The sequence below is a fragment of the Bradyrhizobium sp. ORS 86 genome, assembly GCF_045571475.1.
Taxonomy (GTDB): domain Bacteria; phylum Pseudomonadota; class Alphaproteobacteria; order Rhizobiales; family Xanthobacteraceae; genus Bradyrhizobium.
The window spans coordinates 2,871,878-2,884,307 of record NZ_CP120699.1; the positions used below are offsets into that span (position 1 = coordinate 2,871,878).

Genomic DNA, 12,430 nt, shown 5'->3' on the forward strand with positions numbered 1-12,430 from the left:
GGCGAACAATGCGCCGTCCGCCTCGGAGAAGAATGATGATCGATCGTCGTATCCTGCTCGCTTCCGTCGCCAGCCTGCTCAGCATCGCCTCTCTCCGCTGGCTGCGTGCCTCGCCGGCGAAGGCCGCCGAGAAGTTCGAGGTCGAGAAGAGCGACGCCGAGTGGCGTGCGCAACTCACGCCGCAGCAATATGAGATCCTGCGCAATCAGGGCACCGAGCGGCCGGGATCGAGCCCGCTGCTCAACGAGCATCGCAAGGGTATCTTCGCCTGCGCCGGCTGCGACCTGCCGCTGTTTTCGTCCGACACCAAGTTCGAGAGCGGCACCGGGTGGCCGAGCTTCTATCAGCCGCTGGAGAATGCGGTGGGCACCACCTCCGACCGCACCTACGGCATGCTTCGCACCGAAGTGCATTGCCGCCGCTGCGGCGGCCATCTCGGCCACGTCTTCGACGATGGCCCGAAGCCAACCGGATTACGCTACTGCATGGATGGCCTTGCGCTGGTGTTTCACCCGGCCACGCCCTCGGCCACCTGAGGCGTCGTTCCCGGCAATTGTTGCCGGCCCGGCAATTGTGCCCCGGTCCAACGACCGGGGCTTTTTTTTCAAGCGCATGATTTTGTTACATTTTGTTTCCTGGCACGAGGCTTGCGACATGCTCCGCCGATGCGGCTGATCCTCTCATTACGAGTCGCCGGAATTTGAATTTGGAGAATATGTCATGGGTATCTTCGGCGCTCTCACCACAGCGGTCGGCGGCCTGCGCGCAGGGTCGTATGCGCTCGAAAACATCTCCGGCAACATCGCCAACTCGCAGACCACGGCCTTCAAGCGCATCGACACGTCTTTCCTGGACCTTGTCCCGCAGACTGCGCTGACCGCGCAGCTCGCAGGCGGCGTCACCGCACAGTCCCGCTCCACCAACACGGTGCAGGGCGACGTGCAATCCGCGTCAGTCGCGACCTTTATGGCGATCAACGGCAACGGCTTCTTCGCGGTGCAGAAGCCCGGCAGCTTCACCGACGGCTCGCCGGTGTTCGACGGCGTCGACCGCTACACCCGCCGCGGCGACTTCCAGCTCAACAAGGACGGCTATCTCGTCAACGGCGCCGGCTATTACCTGGAGGGCGTGCCGATCGACCCGACCACCGGCAACCCCTCGGGCTCGTCGCCGCAAGTGCTGCGGTTCAAGAACGATTTCCTGCCGGCGCAGCAGACCACCAAGATCGATTATCGCGCCAATCTCGCGTCCTATCCTCTGACCACCAAGCACGACACCTCGGTCCCGGGCTCCGAACTGATCCGGCCCGGCTCGTTCAGCTCCGGATACAACCCGCTGGTGCTGGGCACGCCGGCCGCCCCCTATACTGACTCCTCGACTACCGGCACAGTGCAGAACAACAAGGCGACGCCGTCGGTGCCGAACACCGGCAACACCGCGCTGTCCGGCACCGCCGGCACGGACTCGATCAACGCCAATTTCGTTGCCGGCGATACCATCACGGTCAACGGCACCGTCATCACCTTCGTCGCCTCCGGCGCCACCGGCAATCAGCTCAACGTCACCGACAACATCACGACCCTGCTGCAAAAGATCGACTCGATCACCGGCACGGCCACTCCGTCGTCGATCTCGGGTGGCTCGATCACGCTTCACACCGGCACCTCGGCCGATCTCTCGATCACGAGCTCGAACTCGACGGCCTTCGCGGCGCTCGGTTTTGCCGGCGGCAAGGCGACCGCGACGCGTGGCGGTGGCGGCACCGTCGGCACCGGTCAGGTGATCGGCAACGACAACTCGGCCTTCCTCGATCAGAGCGTCTCGGGCGGCGCGGTGACGGCCTACGACGTGTCGGGCGCGCCGGTGAACCTGCAGTTCCGTTGGGCCAAGACCGACAGCTCCTCGCTCGGCGCCGGGCATACCGATACCTGGAACCTGTTCTACCAGGTCAACCCCAACGCGACGGGCACCCAGGTCGCTTGGCAGAACGTCAACATCAACTTCACCTTCGGATCGAACGGCCAGATGTCGCCGCCGATCGCGTCGGTGACGCTCAATAACGCCATCGTCAACGGCGTGTCGCTCGGCAGCCCGGTGATCAATTTCGGCAGCGGCGGCGTGACCCAGTTCGCGGACGCCAACGGCAACGTCCAGGTCAACCAGATTCAGCAGGACGGCTTCCCCGCCGGCCAGCTCCAATCGGTCAGCGTCTCCACCAACGGCCGTATCGTCGGCAACTACACCAACGGCCGCAACATCGATCTCGCGGAGATCTCGGTTGCGACTTTCAACGGCACCAACTTCCTGAAGCGCATCGACGGCGGCGCGTTCGAGGCGACCGACGAGTCCGGCGCCGCGCTGTTCGGCAAGGCCGGCACCATCGTCGGGTCCTCGCTCGAAAGCTCGAACACCGACATCGCCGACGAGTTCACCAAGCTGATCGTCACGCAGCAGGCCTATTCCGCCAACACCAAGGTCATCACCACCACCAACTCGATGGTGCAGGATCTCCTCAACGTGATGCGCTGATCGCGGTGACGACGCGCGGCATGAGTAAAGGCGAGTAACAGATCATGGGTTTGAGCCAAGCCCTCTCCACCGCGATGTCGGGCCTGCGCGCCACGCAGGCCTCGCTGTCGCTGGTGTCGTCCAACGTCGCCAATTCGGAGACGCCCGGCTACACCAAGAAGACACTGAATCAGGTCGCCGGCACCACCGGCGATTACGGATCGAGCGTCCTGATCAGCGGCGTCAACCGGCAGCTCGACGAGTTTCTGCAGACCCAGCTTCGCACCGAGACGTCGGGGGCGTCCTATGCCGACATTCGCTCGACCTATCTCGCCAACTTGCAGAGCGTGTACGGCAATCCCGACTCCACCGGCACGATCGAGGATACCTTCAACAAGCTCCTGACCGCGATCCAGGGCCTGTCGACCAGCCCGGATTCGCAATCGGCGCGGATCGGCGTCGTCAATGCCGCGCAGGCCATGGCGCAGCAGCTCAATGCGACCTCGCAAGGGATCCAGACGCTGCGCGCCAACGCCGAGGCCGGCATCAATGACTCCGTCAATACGGCCAACAACGCGCTGACCCAGATCGCCCGCATCAACGTCCAGCTCCAGGCCGGCGGCCAGACCGACGCGTCGACCGCGGCACTGCTCGATCAGCGCGACCAGTACATCACCCAGCTCTCGCAGTTGATGGACATCCGCACCGTCACCAACAGCCAGAACCAGGTGACCGTGTTCACCAATTCCGGCGTGCAGCTTGTCGGCACCGAGGCGGCGCAGCTCAGCTTCAACGCGCAGGGCACGATGACGCCTAACGCGCTGTACAATTCCGATCCGACCAAGAGCAATGTCGGCACCATCAGCATTACGTTCCCGCACGGCGGCAGCTATGATCTGGTGTCGACCAACTCGATCCGCTCCGGCAAGATCGCCGCCTATCTCGAATTGCGCGACAACACCCTGGTGAAGGCACAGACGCAGATCGATCAGTTCGCTGCGTCGATGGCGAGCGCATTGTCGGACAAGACGACCGCGGGCACTGCGGCATCGGCGGGAGCGCAGTCCGGCTACGACCTCGATCTCTCGGGGTTGCAGAGCGGCAACGTCATCCACATCAGCTACAAGGACAACACCACCGGCGCCACGCACAACCTGTCCATCGTTCGTGTCGACGATCCGAGCGTGCTGCCGCTGAGCAACACGGCCACCGTCGATCCGAACGACGAGGTGCTCGGGATCGATTTCTCCGGCGGCATGAGCTCGGTGCTGTCGCAGCTCAACGGGGCGCTCGGCGCGACGACGGGGTTGCAGTTTTCCAATCCGTCCGGATCGACGCTGCGCGTGCTCGACGACGGCGCCGCCAACCGAACCGACGTGACGGCCGCGTCCGTCACCACGACGGTGACCTCGCTCACATCGGGCGATCCGCAGCTACCAATGTTCACCGACAATGGCGCGCCCTATACCGGCGCGATCACCGCGAACGGCTCGCAGATGACCGGTCTTGCCGCTCGCATCAGCGTCAACAGCTCTCTCGTCGGGGATCCCTCGCGCACCGTCGTGTTCTCGACCAATCCGCCGACCGCGGCCGGCGACACCACGCGCGCCAACCTGCTGCTGTCGCAATTGTCGACCGCGTCCTACAGCTATTCGCCGCAGACCGGCCTCGGCACCAACAGTGCGCCGCTGTCCGGAACGCTGCTGAGCTTCGCGAGGCAGTTCATCAGCCAACAGGGCGAGGCGGCGACGGCCGCCAAGCAGCTCGCGGACGGGCAGGACGTCGTGCTCAATACGTTGCAAAGCAAGATGAATGCGACGTCGGGCGTCAACATCGATGATGAGATGGCGCATCTGCTGGCGTTGCAAAATGCCTATTCCGCCAACGCGCGCGTGATGTCGTCCATCAAGCAGATGTACGACACGCTGATGCAGGCGATGTGAGGGTTCAATGTCGATCGACGGCGTTAGCGGCAGGACCTCCTATATCGGGTCTACCATCCTCAACCTGCGGAGCCAGCTCAACGATCTGACGACGCAGCTCGCAACCGGCAGGGTCTCGACGACCTATGCGGGGCAGGGGCCGGACCGCGGCTTCGCGCTCAGCCTGCGGGCGCAGATCAGCAGTATCAACGCATTCTCCGACACCGCGTCCAACCTCAACACGCGCCTCGGCGTCGCCAATCTCGCCTTGCAGGGATTGAGCGACATCGGCACCCAGGTGAAGAGCGCATCGACGACGGCGACGCTGACCCTCAACGACAAGGGCCAGACCTCGGGCCAGATCACGGCGCAGGCGGCCTTTGCCAATGCGGTCGCGATGCTGAACAGCCAGTCCGGCGACCGCTATTTGTTTTCCGGCCGCGCCATGGATACGCCGGCAACCGTGCCTGCCGACACCATGCTGAACGGCACCGCGACGCAGGCCGGCCTCACGCAGCTTATCAACGAGCGCAGGCAGGCCGACCAGGGTACCAACAATATGGGCCGCCTGAGCGTGTCGTCGCCGCCGGCGACCACGACCGTGACCAGCGTCGCCGAGGATGGGTCGGCCTTCGGGCTGAAGCTGCTATCGGTGCAGTCGTCGCTGACTGGCGCCACCGTGACGCAGCCGACCGGCACGCCGCGGGGGGCGTCGGTCGATCTCGGCGCGGTTAATCCGAATGAAGGCGACACGATCAAGCTCAACTTCACGCTGCCTGACGGCACGACTGAAGCGATCGAGTTGACCGCAACGAAGACGAACCCGCCGCCCGCAGGCTCGTTCCTGATCGGCGTCGATACCGCGGCAACGACGGCGAACCTGCAGTCGACGCTGACGTCATCGATCAAGACGTTGAGCGACACGTCGCTGGTCGCGGCGTCGGCGATCGCGGCGTCGAACAATTTCTTCAATCCGGTCGCGACGGTGTCCGGCAGCGCGGTCAACAACCAGGCCACGCCGCCTGCGCCGATCACTGGGGCGACGACCCTGTCGGGAGCCGCGGGCACAGACTCGCTCGCCACGAGCTTCGCGGCCGGCGACACCATCACGGTGAACGGCACGCCGATCACCTTCGTGGCCTCGGGTGCGACCGGCAATCAGGTCAACATCACCGACAGCGTTCAGACGCTGATGGCGAAGATCGACCAGATCACGGGCACCAAGAACCCGTCGACCATCAGCAACGGTGCGATCACGCTGCATGGCGCTGATGGCGCGAACTTGTCGATTTCAAGCTCCAATCCGGCGGCGCTCGGCGCGCTCGGCATCGCAAACAACACCACTGCGGCCCCGGCGCCGTTGCGGGTCGGCGGCCCGCCCTTCGACACCGCGACCGGCCTGGTGGCGGGAACGCCTGCGAATACCGTGTACTGGTACACCGGCGAGAGCGGGACGGATTCGGCGCGCGGCACCGCGGTTGCGCAAGTCGACCAATCGATCACGGTGCAGTACGGTGCGCGCGCCAACGAGCAGGCGTTCCGCTATTTGTTGCAGAACGTCGCGGTGTACGCGGCGGTCACAACCAACGCCAGCAATCCGAATGCAAGCGCGCAGGTGACGGCGCTGGCGCAACGTGTGACGGCAAACCTCGCGCCGCAGAACGGGCAGCAGCAGATCCAGGACGTTCAGGCCGAGTTCGCCGGAGCGCAATCGGCGACGAAGGCGGCGACGGATCGCCAGACCCAGCTCAAGGGAATGGCGCAGACGATGCTCGACTCGATCGAGGGCGTGAACCAGGACGAGGTCGCAACCAAGATCCTGGCGCTGCAGACCAGTCTGCAGGCGTCGTATCAGACCACGTCGATGCTGTACCAGACGACACTGCTGAAGTATCTGCCGATCGGTTGATCGCGCGGCTGCAATTGCAATCATGAAAAAAGGCCTCCTCGCGGAGGCCTTTTGTCGTCGGATCGGGGGAAGGCTCAGGCGCTCTTGCGAGTGTCGTCCTGGACGGCGGCCTGCAGATTTCGCACGCTTTCGAGCAGCTTCTCTTCGTGCGCGATCAGCTTCTTGGATTCCTTCAGTGCGTGATAGAGGTCACCGTTGAGAATGAAATTGTTGATGCTCTCGATGAACGGCCAGGCACTCGGCGTCGCCGTGATGATGTCGCGCACCAGGCTGAAATAGGTCGGGTGGTGTGCCATCGGATCCGGCGACAGATACATCAGTTGCACGGCGAGGTAGATCAGCTTCGCCGGCGTATCCGCGGTCTCGGGCGTCAGAATGTCCTTCTCGCGCAGGATTGGGATGCGGTCGCCGTCGATCAGGAGACGGGCGCGCTGGTCGGTGTTGGTGATCACGCAATTGCCGACGATGATGCGCTCGTTCGGCTTCAGTTCCACCTTCAGGGCCATGTCCGTTCTCCTCTGTCGGCAGTCGCGCGGGACGTCGTTGCTGCAGATCGAAGTCGAGTTCGGCACTGCTTAGCAGCCGCGGTCGCGGCTTGGGGCCGATGCGACGGCGATCCTTTCCCATGATGGTTAACGCTTGGTGAACGCGGGCGAGAGCCGGCCCGGCGTACTGCAGAAATTCTCCGTCGTCTCAGTAGCCTTCCGGACGAAACTCATTTGCCGGCGATCATTCTATTCTCTTTCATTTGGCTCAAATGCGATCAGGGAGATTTGCTTTTCTTTCGTGGCTTGTTCCGCACGATCGGCTATCCGCCCGATCAGAAAAGATTGGCGCGGTTTCTTCCCTCGGTTTCACACCAGAAAGGTATGAAAATGTCCGACCTTGTTCTCTCCGCTTCCGTTCGTCAGAACCTTCTCTCCCTCCAGTCGACCGCCGATCTGCTCGCCACCACGCAGAACCGCCTTGCCACCGGCAAGAAGGTCAACTCTGCGCTCGACAATCCGACCAACTTCTTCACCGCGCAGTCGCTCGACAACCGCGCCAGCGACATCAACAACCTGCTCGACGGCATCAGCAACGGCGTGCAGGTGCTGCAGGCCGCCAACACCGGCATCACCTCGCTGCAGAAGCTGGTCGACAGCGCCAAGTCGGTCGCCAACCAGGCGCTGCAGGCCGCCGTCGGCTACTCCCAGAAGTCGTCGGTGACGACCGCCGCGATCACCGGCGCAACGGCCGACAACCTGCTCGGCACGCCGACCTACAGCAACGCCCAGCTCGTCGGCTCGGTCGTCAACAACAACCTCGGCACGCCCGCGCCGATCACCGCGGCGACCAAGCTCGTCAGCGCGGCGACCTCCGACACCCTGGCGGCGACGCCGACCGGCGTCCTCACCGTCAACGGCAAGACGATCACGTTCTCGACCGCGCAGACCACCTCGACCACCGACGCGGCGGGCAACGTCACCCTCGGCACCGGCGCGGGCAGCACGCTGACGGTCGGCGACCTGCTCACCGCGATCGACGGCATCACCGGGGCGACCACCGCCTCCTCGGTGTCGGGCGGCAAGCTGCAGATCAGCACCGGCACCACCCAGGATCTGGTGATCTCCGGCACCGGCACCGCGCTGACCGCCTTCGGCCTCACCGCCGGCACCACCGCGCGCACCGCGACCACCGCGCTCGGCGGCCTGACGCTGACGATCGGCGCCACCGGCAACGGCACCGCCACCAACATCACCTTCGGCACCGGCGCCGGCCAGGTGAAGTCGCTCAACGACCTCAACACCCAGCTTGCCGCCAACAACCTGCAGGCCTCGCTCTCCTCGACCGGGGCGCTCACCATCAGCACCACCAACGATGCCGCGTCGGCGACCCTCGGCACGATCGGCGGCACCGCGGCCGGTGCCGGCAAGCAGTTCAACGGCCTCGCCGGCAGCGCCCCGGTGCAGGATCCGACCGCGCTGGCCAACCGCGCCAACCTGGTCGACCAGTACAACAACATCCTGGATCAGATCACCACGACGGCCCAGGACGCTCGTACAACGGCATCAACCTGCTCAACGGCGATCAGCTCAAGCTGACCTTCAACGAGACCGGGTCCTCGACGCTGAAGATCCAGGGCGTGACCTTCAACGCCGCCGGTCTCAACCTCACCAAGCTGACCGAGGGAACCGACTTCCTGGACAACGCCTCGGCCAACGCCACGCTGAAGACGCTCAACACCGCGAGCGGGCTGCTGCGCACTCAGGCCTCGACCCTCGGCTCGAACCTGTCGATCGTGCAGATCCGTCAGGACTTCTCCAAGAACCTGATCAACGTGCTGCAGACCGGCTCGTCCAACCTGACGCTGGCCGACACCAACGAGGAAGCGGCCAACAGCCAGGCGCTGTCGACCCGCCAGTCGATCGCGGTGTCCGCGCTGGCGCTCGCCAACCAGAGCCAGCAGAGCGTGCTCCAACTGCTCCGCTAAGCGTAGCGACAGGCGATTCTGAAACGGCGGGGGAGAGCCCCGCCGTTTCTTTTTGTCTGCGTGTATTCAGTACCTCGCCATGCCGCGAGAAAGACGCATTTGGTAACGGTTGCTAACCATATTTAAAGGCGTTTCCGGCATAGAAAATGAGCAATCTTTTGCAGTCTCTGCGGCCCAAGAAATCCGCATCCATCGAGGTCATTGAATGTCGAATGCAGCCCAGGCCTACGCGCGCACGTCCGTCACGACTGCGTCTCCACGTGAAATCGAAGCGCAGGCGCTGTTGAAGGCCGCTCGGCAGCTACAGGAAGTGCAGACCAACTGGACCGGACCCGGCAAGGAGATGGAGCAGGCGCTGCTGTTCAACCGCCGTCTGTGGTCGATCTTCATGAGTGCCGCAGAGGGCAACGACAATCCGCAGCCGCTCGAGATCCGGCAGAACATCGCCAACATCGGCGTGTTCGTGATGAAACAGACTGTCGACATGCAGATGAATCCCGATCCGGCGAAGCTGAAGTCGCTGATCGACATCAACTGCCATCTCGCCGCCGGCCTGTCCGGCCGCGGCTGATCGGCGGTCCGCGGCGGAGTTTCGGCATGGCCGATTTGATGAGCATCCTGTCGGCCAACTACAAGGCGGTCGGGCTGACCGTGCCGTCGAATACGCCCTATGTCGCGGTCGACCCGAAGCTCTACCAGGGTAGCTGGAGCGGGAAGTACGCCAACAACAAGTCGTTCAACATCACGATCTCGAACATCTCGGGCTTCCGCGCCAAGGTTCACTATCAGAGCGACGGCACCAGCAAATATCAGGACGTGCTGATCAAGGACGGCGGGTTTCGGATCGGCGACACCAAGTTCACGCTGGTGCAGTCGGGCACCGCGCTGATCAAGAACGTGGTGACCGACCCGGCCTCCGGATCAACTTATCTCGATCAGGCCTACGCCACGCAGGCGACCTGAACGTTGTCTGCTTAGACCTGACGATCGGTTGAGCGCGCGCGGGTCGGCGCGACCTTGCTGAGATCGAGGGTGTGGAAATAGGCGCGGCGGCGCAGCACCGCTTCTTCCGGATACTGTCTCACCACCAGGTTGGTGCGATTGTCGACCACCTGATAGACCACGGCGGCGGCATCGCGGTCGATGATGACCTGGTTCGTGAACGTGGCTGTCTGGCTCGAGCCGCGCGCATTGGCGGCATTCGGATCGATCGTGACGCGTATGGTCGGCTCCGGAGCGGTCACGCTCTGACTCGGCGGCAATTCGGTTGCAACGGCCTTCTGCGCCGTCTCGCTCGCGGGAGACACGATCGGCGCCGCAACCGGTGCACCCACCGGCTTGATGTTGAAATCCGCACTCATGGCAGCCTCTTAGTGCGCAAGCACTAGTTTGCTTGAGTCAAATCCCAACCCCTCACGATCCGCAACTCTATGGGGAACCTCTCAATAGGCTGTTAGAGAACACGCTGAACGAGGCGCTGACTGGCATCGTTCGAATTGAATAAAGCTCTAGCGATGCGGTGCATCAGAGCGAACGGCTGACGGCGATCGGCGTCATGTTGCGCGGCCCGGGCACTGCGCGCCGTCCGGCCGCGGTATAGGTGTTGGGGATGTTGCGGCGCTGCACTTCGGCGTTGACGCCGCGCACGATGCCTTCGGACACTGCGTGCGCCGTCGCAAGCACGGTCAAGTTCACCTGCAGCATGGCACGGAACGTCTCGTGGTGCCGACGCAACGTCGCCAGTAGTTCAGGCTCGGTGTGCGACAGCATCGTCTGCATGGATTTCAGATGCTCGACCGCCATCATGTAACGCCGCGACAATTCCGATTTCTGCGCCTCGAGCTGCATGCCCTCGCGCACCTTGCCGGCGCGGACCAATTCGGTCTCCTGCTCGACCACGACAAGCAGCGCGCTCATCACATCCGTCAATTCCTTGGCGAGCCGTGCGACATCGGGTGGCGTCGTCGTCGCAGACCGTGCGGCGGGGGCGGTCGCGGGCCGCTGCTGTGGACGCTGGTTCATCGCGCTTCTCCTTGAGGCCGAATTAGCTGTGGTTGGCTTGCTGCAGGATCAGCGAGCGGTACACCTCGCTGGAAATGCCGACACCGCCGGACTTGGCGAAGTTCTTGGCGTATTGATCGGTCAGCATCGATCGCCACACGCCGGTGCCGACTGTGTCGCCGAACGGGCCATCGCCCTTCAGGCCTGCTGTCATCTGCGAGAACATCGAGCTCAGGAACATCGATTCGAAATCGGTCGCGGTGGCTTTCGCCTTGGCCTGTGCCTGCGGCGACACCTTGGTGAGCGCCTCCTGCAGCACCGGATCGGGGCGCCCCTTGTACAGCGGCATCGTCGCCTGCGCCGGCTTGCCGCCGGTGACGCTGTTGATCAGGCTGCCCATCACATCACCTCGATGTCGGCTTCGATCGCGCCGGCGGCCTTGATCGCCTGCAGGATGCTGATCAGGTCGCGCGGTCCGATGCCGAGGCCGTTGAGGCCGTCGACGAGCTGCTGTAGCGACACGCCGTTTTTCACGACTGCGAACTTCTTGCCGTCCTCGGTGACCTGGACATTGCTCCGCGGCGTCACCACGGTTCGACCACGCGACAGCGGATTGGGCTGGCTGACCTGCGGGCTCTCCGAGATCGTGACGGTGAGGTTGCCTTGCGCGACCGCGACGGTGGCCACGCGGACATCACGGCCCATCACGATGATGCCGGAGCGTTCGTCGATCACGATCTTGGCTGCGAGGTCCGGTTCGACCTGCAACTGCTCGATCTCGGTCAGGAACGCGACGACGTTGCCCTTGAACTCGGGCGGGATCGAGAGTTGCACGGTGGAGGGATCGAGCGGTTCGGCGGTCTTGACGCCGAGATAATCGTTGACCGCGGCGGCGATCCGCTTGGCGGTGGTAAAGTCGGCGTTGCGCAGCGCAAGGCGCACATTGGGAAGCCGGTTCAGCGCGAACTCGATCTCGCGCTCGATGATCGCGCCATTGGCGATGCGCCCGACCGTCGGGACGCCGCGCACGACCTTGGCGGCCTCGCCCTCGGCCTGGAAGCCGGAGATCGCGAGCGTGCCCTGCGCCACCGCGTAGACATTGCCGTCAGCGCCGAGCAGGGGGGTAACGAGCAGGGTGCCGCCGCGCAGATCCTTGGCGTCGCCGAGCGCGGAGACGGTGACGTCCATGCGCGTGCCCTGGGTGCCGAAGGCCGGCAGGTTGCCGGTCACCATCACGGCCGCGACGTTGCCGGTGCGGATGGTGGCGCCACGGATGTTGACGCCCATGCGTTCGAGCATCGCCTGCAGCGACTGCTTGGTGAAGGGGATGTTGTTGAGGGTGTCCCCGGTGCCGTTGAGGCCGACCACGAGGCCGTAGCCGATCAACTGGTTCTGGCGCACGCCTTCGATGTTGGCGAGGTCCTTGATCCGCGACGTCGCGGCGGCAGGCACCATCGAGCCCGCCAGCGCCAGCAACGCGGCGCAGGCCAACCCCAATAGTTTTACGTTGCGGATGCCAGGCATCCCGGTGCTCCCCACAAACTTACTGCTGGACCACGCGACACTCCCATGACGGCGATCCGCCGTTAACCATGCCAGCTTCGTGCCATGATGTTT

Annotated in this window: 11 protein-coding genes and 1 pseudogene; 7 read left to right on the plus strand and 5 right to left on the minus strand. The window is 64.0% G+C overall.

Translation table 11 applies throughout. The annotated features are described in order from the left end of the window. The first annotated feature begins 35 nt into the window (after positions 1-35). From msrB to P6U25_RS12885, 4 genes are all read left to right on the plus strand, one after another. Entirely contained in the window at positions 36-536 is a 501-nt protein-coding gene (gene msrB / locus P6U25_RS12870) for a peptide-methionine (R)-S-oxide reductase MsrB (protein WP_407151542.1), read from the plus strand. 184 nt (positions 537-720) lie between these two features. After that, positions 721-2,529, plus strand: coding sequence for a flagellar hook-basal body complex protein (locus P6U25_RS12875; protein WP_407151543.1), 1,809 nt, complete (start codon positions 721-723; stop codon positions 2,527-2,529). Between the two features lie 44 nt (positions 2,530-2,573). After that, a complete protein-coding gene (flgK, locus tag P6U25_RS12880) occupies positions 2,574-4,451 on the plus strand; it encodes a flagellar hook-associated protein FlgK (protein ID WP_407151544.1) in 1,878 nt (625 codons plus the stop codon). A gap of 7 nt (positions 4,452-4,458) precedes the next feature. Beyond that, positions 4,459-6,339, plus strand: coding sequence for a flagellar protein (locus tag P6U25_RS12885; protein WP_407151545.1), 1,881 nt, complete (start codon positions 4,459-4,461; stop codon positions 6,337-6,339). A 74-nt stretch (positions 6,340-6,413) separates the two neighbouring features. Here the strand turns inward: P6U25_RS12885 and flbT are convergent, their stop codons facing one another. Continuing rightward, positions 6,414-6,845 carry a flagellar biosynthesis repressor FlbT gene (gene flbT / locus P6U25_RS12890; protein ID WP_407151546.1) on the minus strand — a complete coding sequence of 144 codons (432 nt, stop codon included), beginning with the start codon at positions 6,843-6,845 and terminating at the stop codon, positions 6,414-6,416. 369 nt (positions 6,846-7,214) lie between these two features. Between flbT and P6U25_RS12895 the strand changes: the two are divergent. From P6U25_RS12895 to P6U25_RS12905, 3 genes and pseudogenes are all read left to right on the plus strand, one after another. Next, positions 7,215-8,812, plus strand: a pseudogene (locus P6U25_RS12895) (flagellin). Positions 8,813-9,017: 205 nt separating this feature from the next. Next, entirely contained in the window at positions 9,018-9,383 is a 366-nt protein-coding gene (gene flaF, locus P6U25_RS12900; protein WP_280972510.1) for a flagellar biosynthesis regulator FlaF, read from the plus strand. Between the two features lie 26 nt (positions 9,384-9,409). Beyond that, the gene (locus P6U25_RS12905) at positions 9,410-9,775 is read left to right on the plus strand and encodes a hypothetical protein (RefSeq protein WP_407151547.1); all 366 of its coding nucleotides are present in this window, start codon (positions 9,410-9,412) and stop codon (positions 9,773-9,775) included. Positions 9,776-9,786: 11 nt separating this feature from the next. Here P6U25_RS12905 and P6U25_RS12910 read toward each other — a convergent pair whose 3' ends face one another. The 4 genes from P6U25_RS12910 to P6U25_RS12925 all read right to left on the minus strand — a co-directional run bounded on the left by P6U25_RS12910 (position 9,787) and on the right by P6U25_RS12925 (position 12,337). Beyond that, positions 9,787-10,173, minus strand: a complete 387-nt coding sequence (locus P6U25_RS12910; RefSeq protein WP_407151548.1) for a hypothetical protein — start codon at positions 10,171-10,173, stop codon at positions 9,787-9,789. 163 nt (positions 10,174-10,336) lie between these two features. Beyond that, positions 10,337-10,834 (minus strand): hypothetical protein, encoded by a 498-nt coding sequence (locus P6U25_RS12915; protein ID WP_407151549.1) that lies wholly within the window; start codon positions 10,832-10,834, stop codon positions 10,337-10,339. 22 nt (positions 10,835-10,856) lie between these two features. After that, entirely contained in the window at positions 10,857-11,213 is a 357-nt protein-coding gene (flgJ, locus tag P6U25_RS12920) for a flagellar assembly peptidoglycan hydrolase FlgJ (RefSeq protein ID WP_407151550.1), read from the minus strand. Continuing rightward, positions 11,213-12,337 carry a flagellar basal body P-ring protein FlgI gene (locus P6U25_RS12925; protein WP_407151551.1) on the minus strand — a complete coding sequence of 375 codons (1,125 nt, stop codon included), beginning with the start codon at positions 12,335-12,337 and terminating at the stop codon, positions 11,213-11,215. The genes flgJ and P6U25_RS12925 overlap by 1 nt, the downstream gene beginning before the upstream one ends. Positions 12,338-12,430: the final 93 nt, after the last annotated feature.

What these genes read in the sequence shown, in the direction of transcription:
- msrB (WP_407151542.1), top strand. Translation starts at nt 36, where the DNA reads ATGATCGATCGTCGTATCCTGCTCGCTTCCGTCGCCAGCCTGCTCAGC.
- P6U25_RS12875 (WP_407151543.1), top strand. Translation starts at nt 721, where the DNA reads ATGGGTATCTTCGGCGCTCTCACCACAGCGGTCGGCGGCCTGCGCGCA.
- flgK (WP_407151544.1), top strand. Translation starts at nt 2,574, where the DNA reads ATGGGTTTGAGCCAAGCCCTCTCCACCGCGATGTCGGGCCTGCGCGCC.
- P6U25_RS12885 (WP_407151545.1), top strand. Translation starts at nt 4,459, where the DNA reads ATGTCGATCGACGGCGTTAGCGGCAGGACCTCCTATATCGGGTCTACC.
- flbT (WP_407151546.1), bottom strand. Translation starts at nt 6,845, where the DNA reads ATGGCCCTGAAGGTGGAACTGAAGCCGAACGAGCGCATCATCGTCGGC.
- flaF (WP_280972510.1), top strand. Translation starts at nt 9,018, where the DNA reads ATGTCGAATGCAGCCCAGGCCTACGCGCGCACGTCCGTCACGACTGCG.
- P6U25_RS12905 (WP_407151547.1), top strand. Translation starts at nt 9,410, where the DNA reads ATGGCCGATTTGATGAGCATCCTGTCGGCCAACTACAAGGCGGTCGGG.
- P6U25_RS12910 (WP_407151548.1), bottom strand. Translation starts at nt 10,173, where the DNA reads ATGAGTGCGGATTTCAACATCAAGCCGGTGGGTGCACCGGTTGCGGCG.
- P6U25_RS12915 (WP_407151549.1), bottom strand. Translation starts at nt 10,834, where the DNA reads ATGAACCAGCGTCCACAGCAGCGGCCCGCGACCGCCCCCGCCGCACGG.
- flgJ (WP_407151550.1), bottom strand. Translation starts at nt 11,213, where the DNA reads ATGGGCAGCCTGATCAACAGCGTCACCGGCGGCAAGCCGGCGCAGGCG.
- P6U25_RS12925 (WP_407151551.1), bottom strand. Translation starts at nt 12,337, where the DNA reads ATGCCTGGCATCCGCAACGTAAAACTATTGGGGTTGGCCTGCGCCGCG.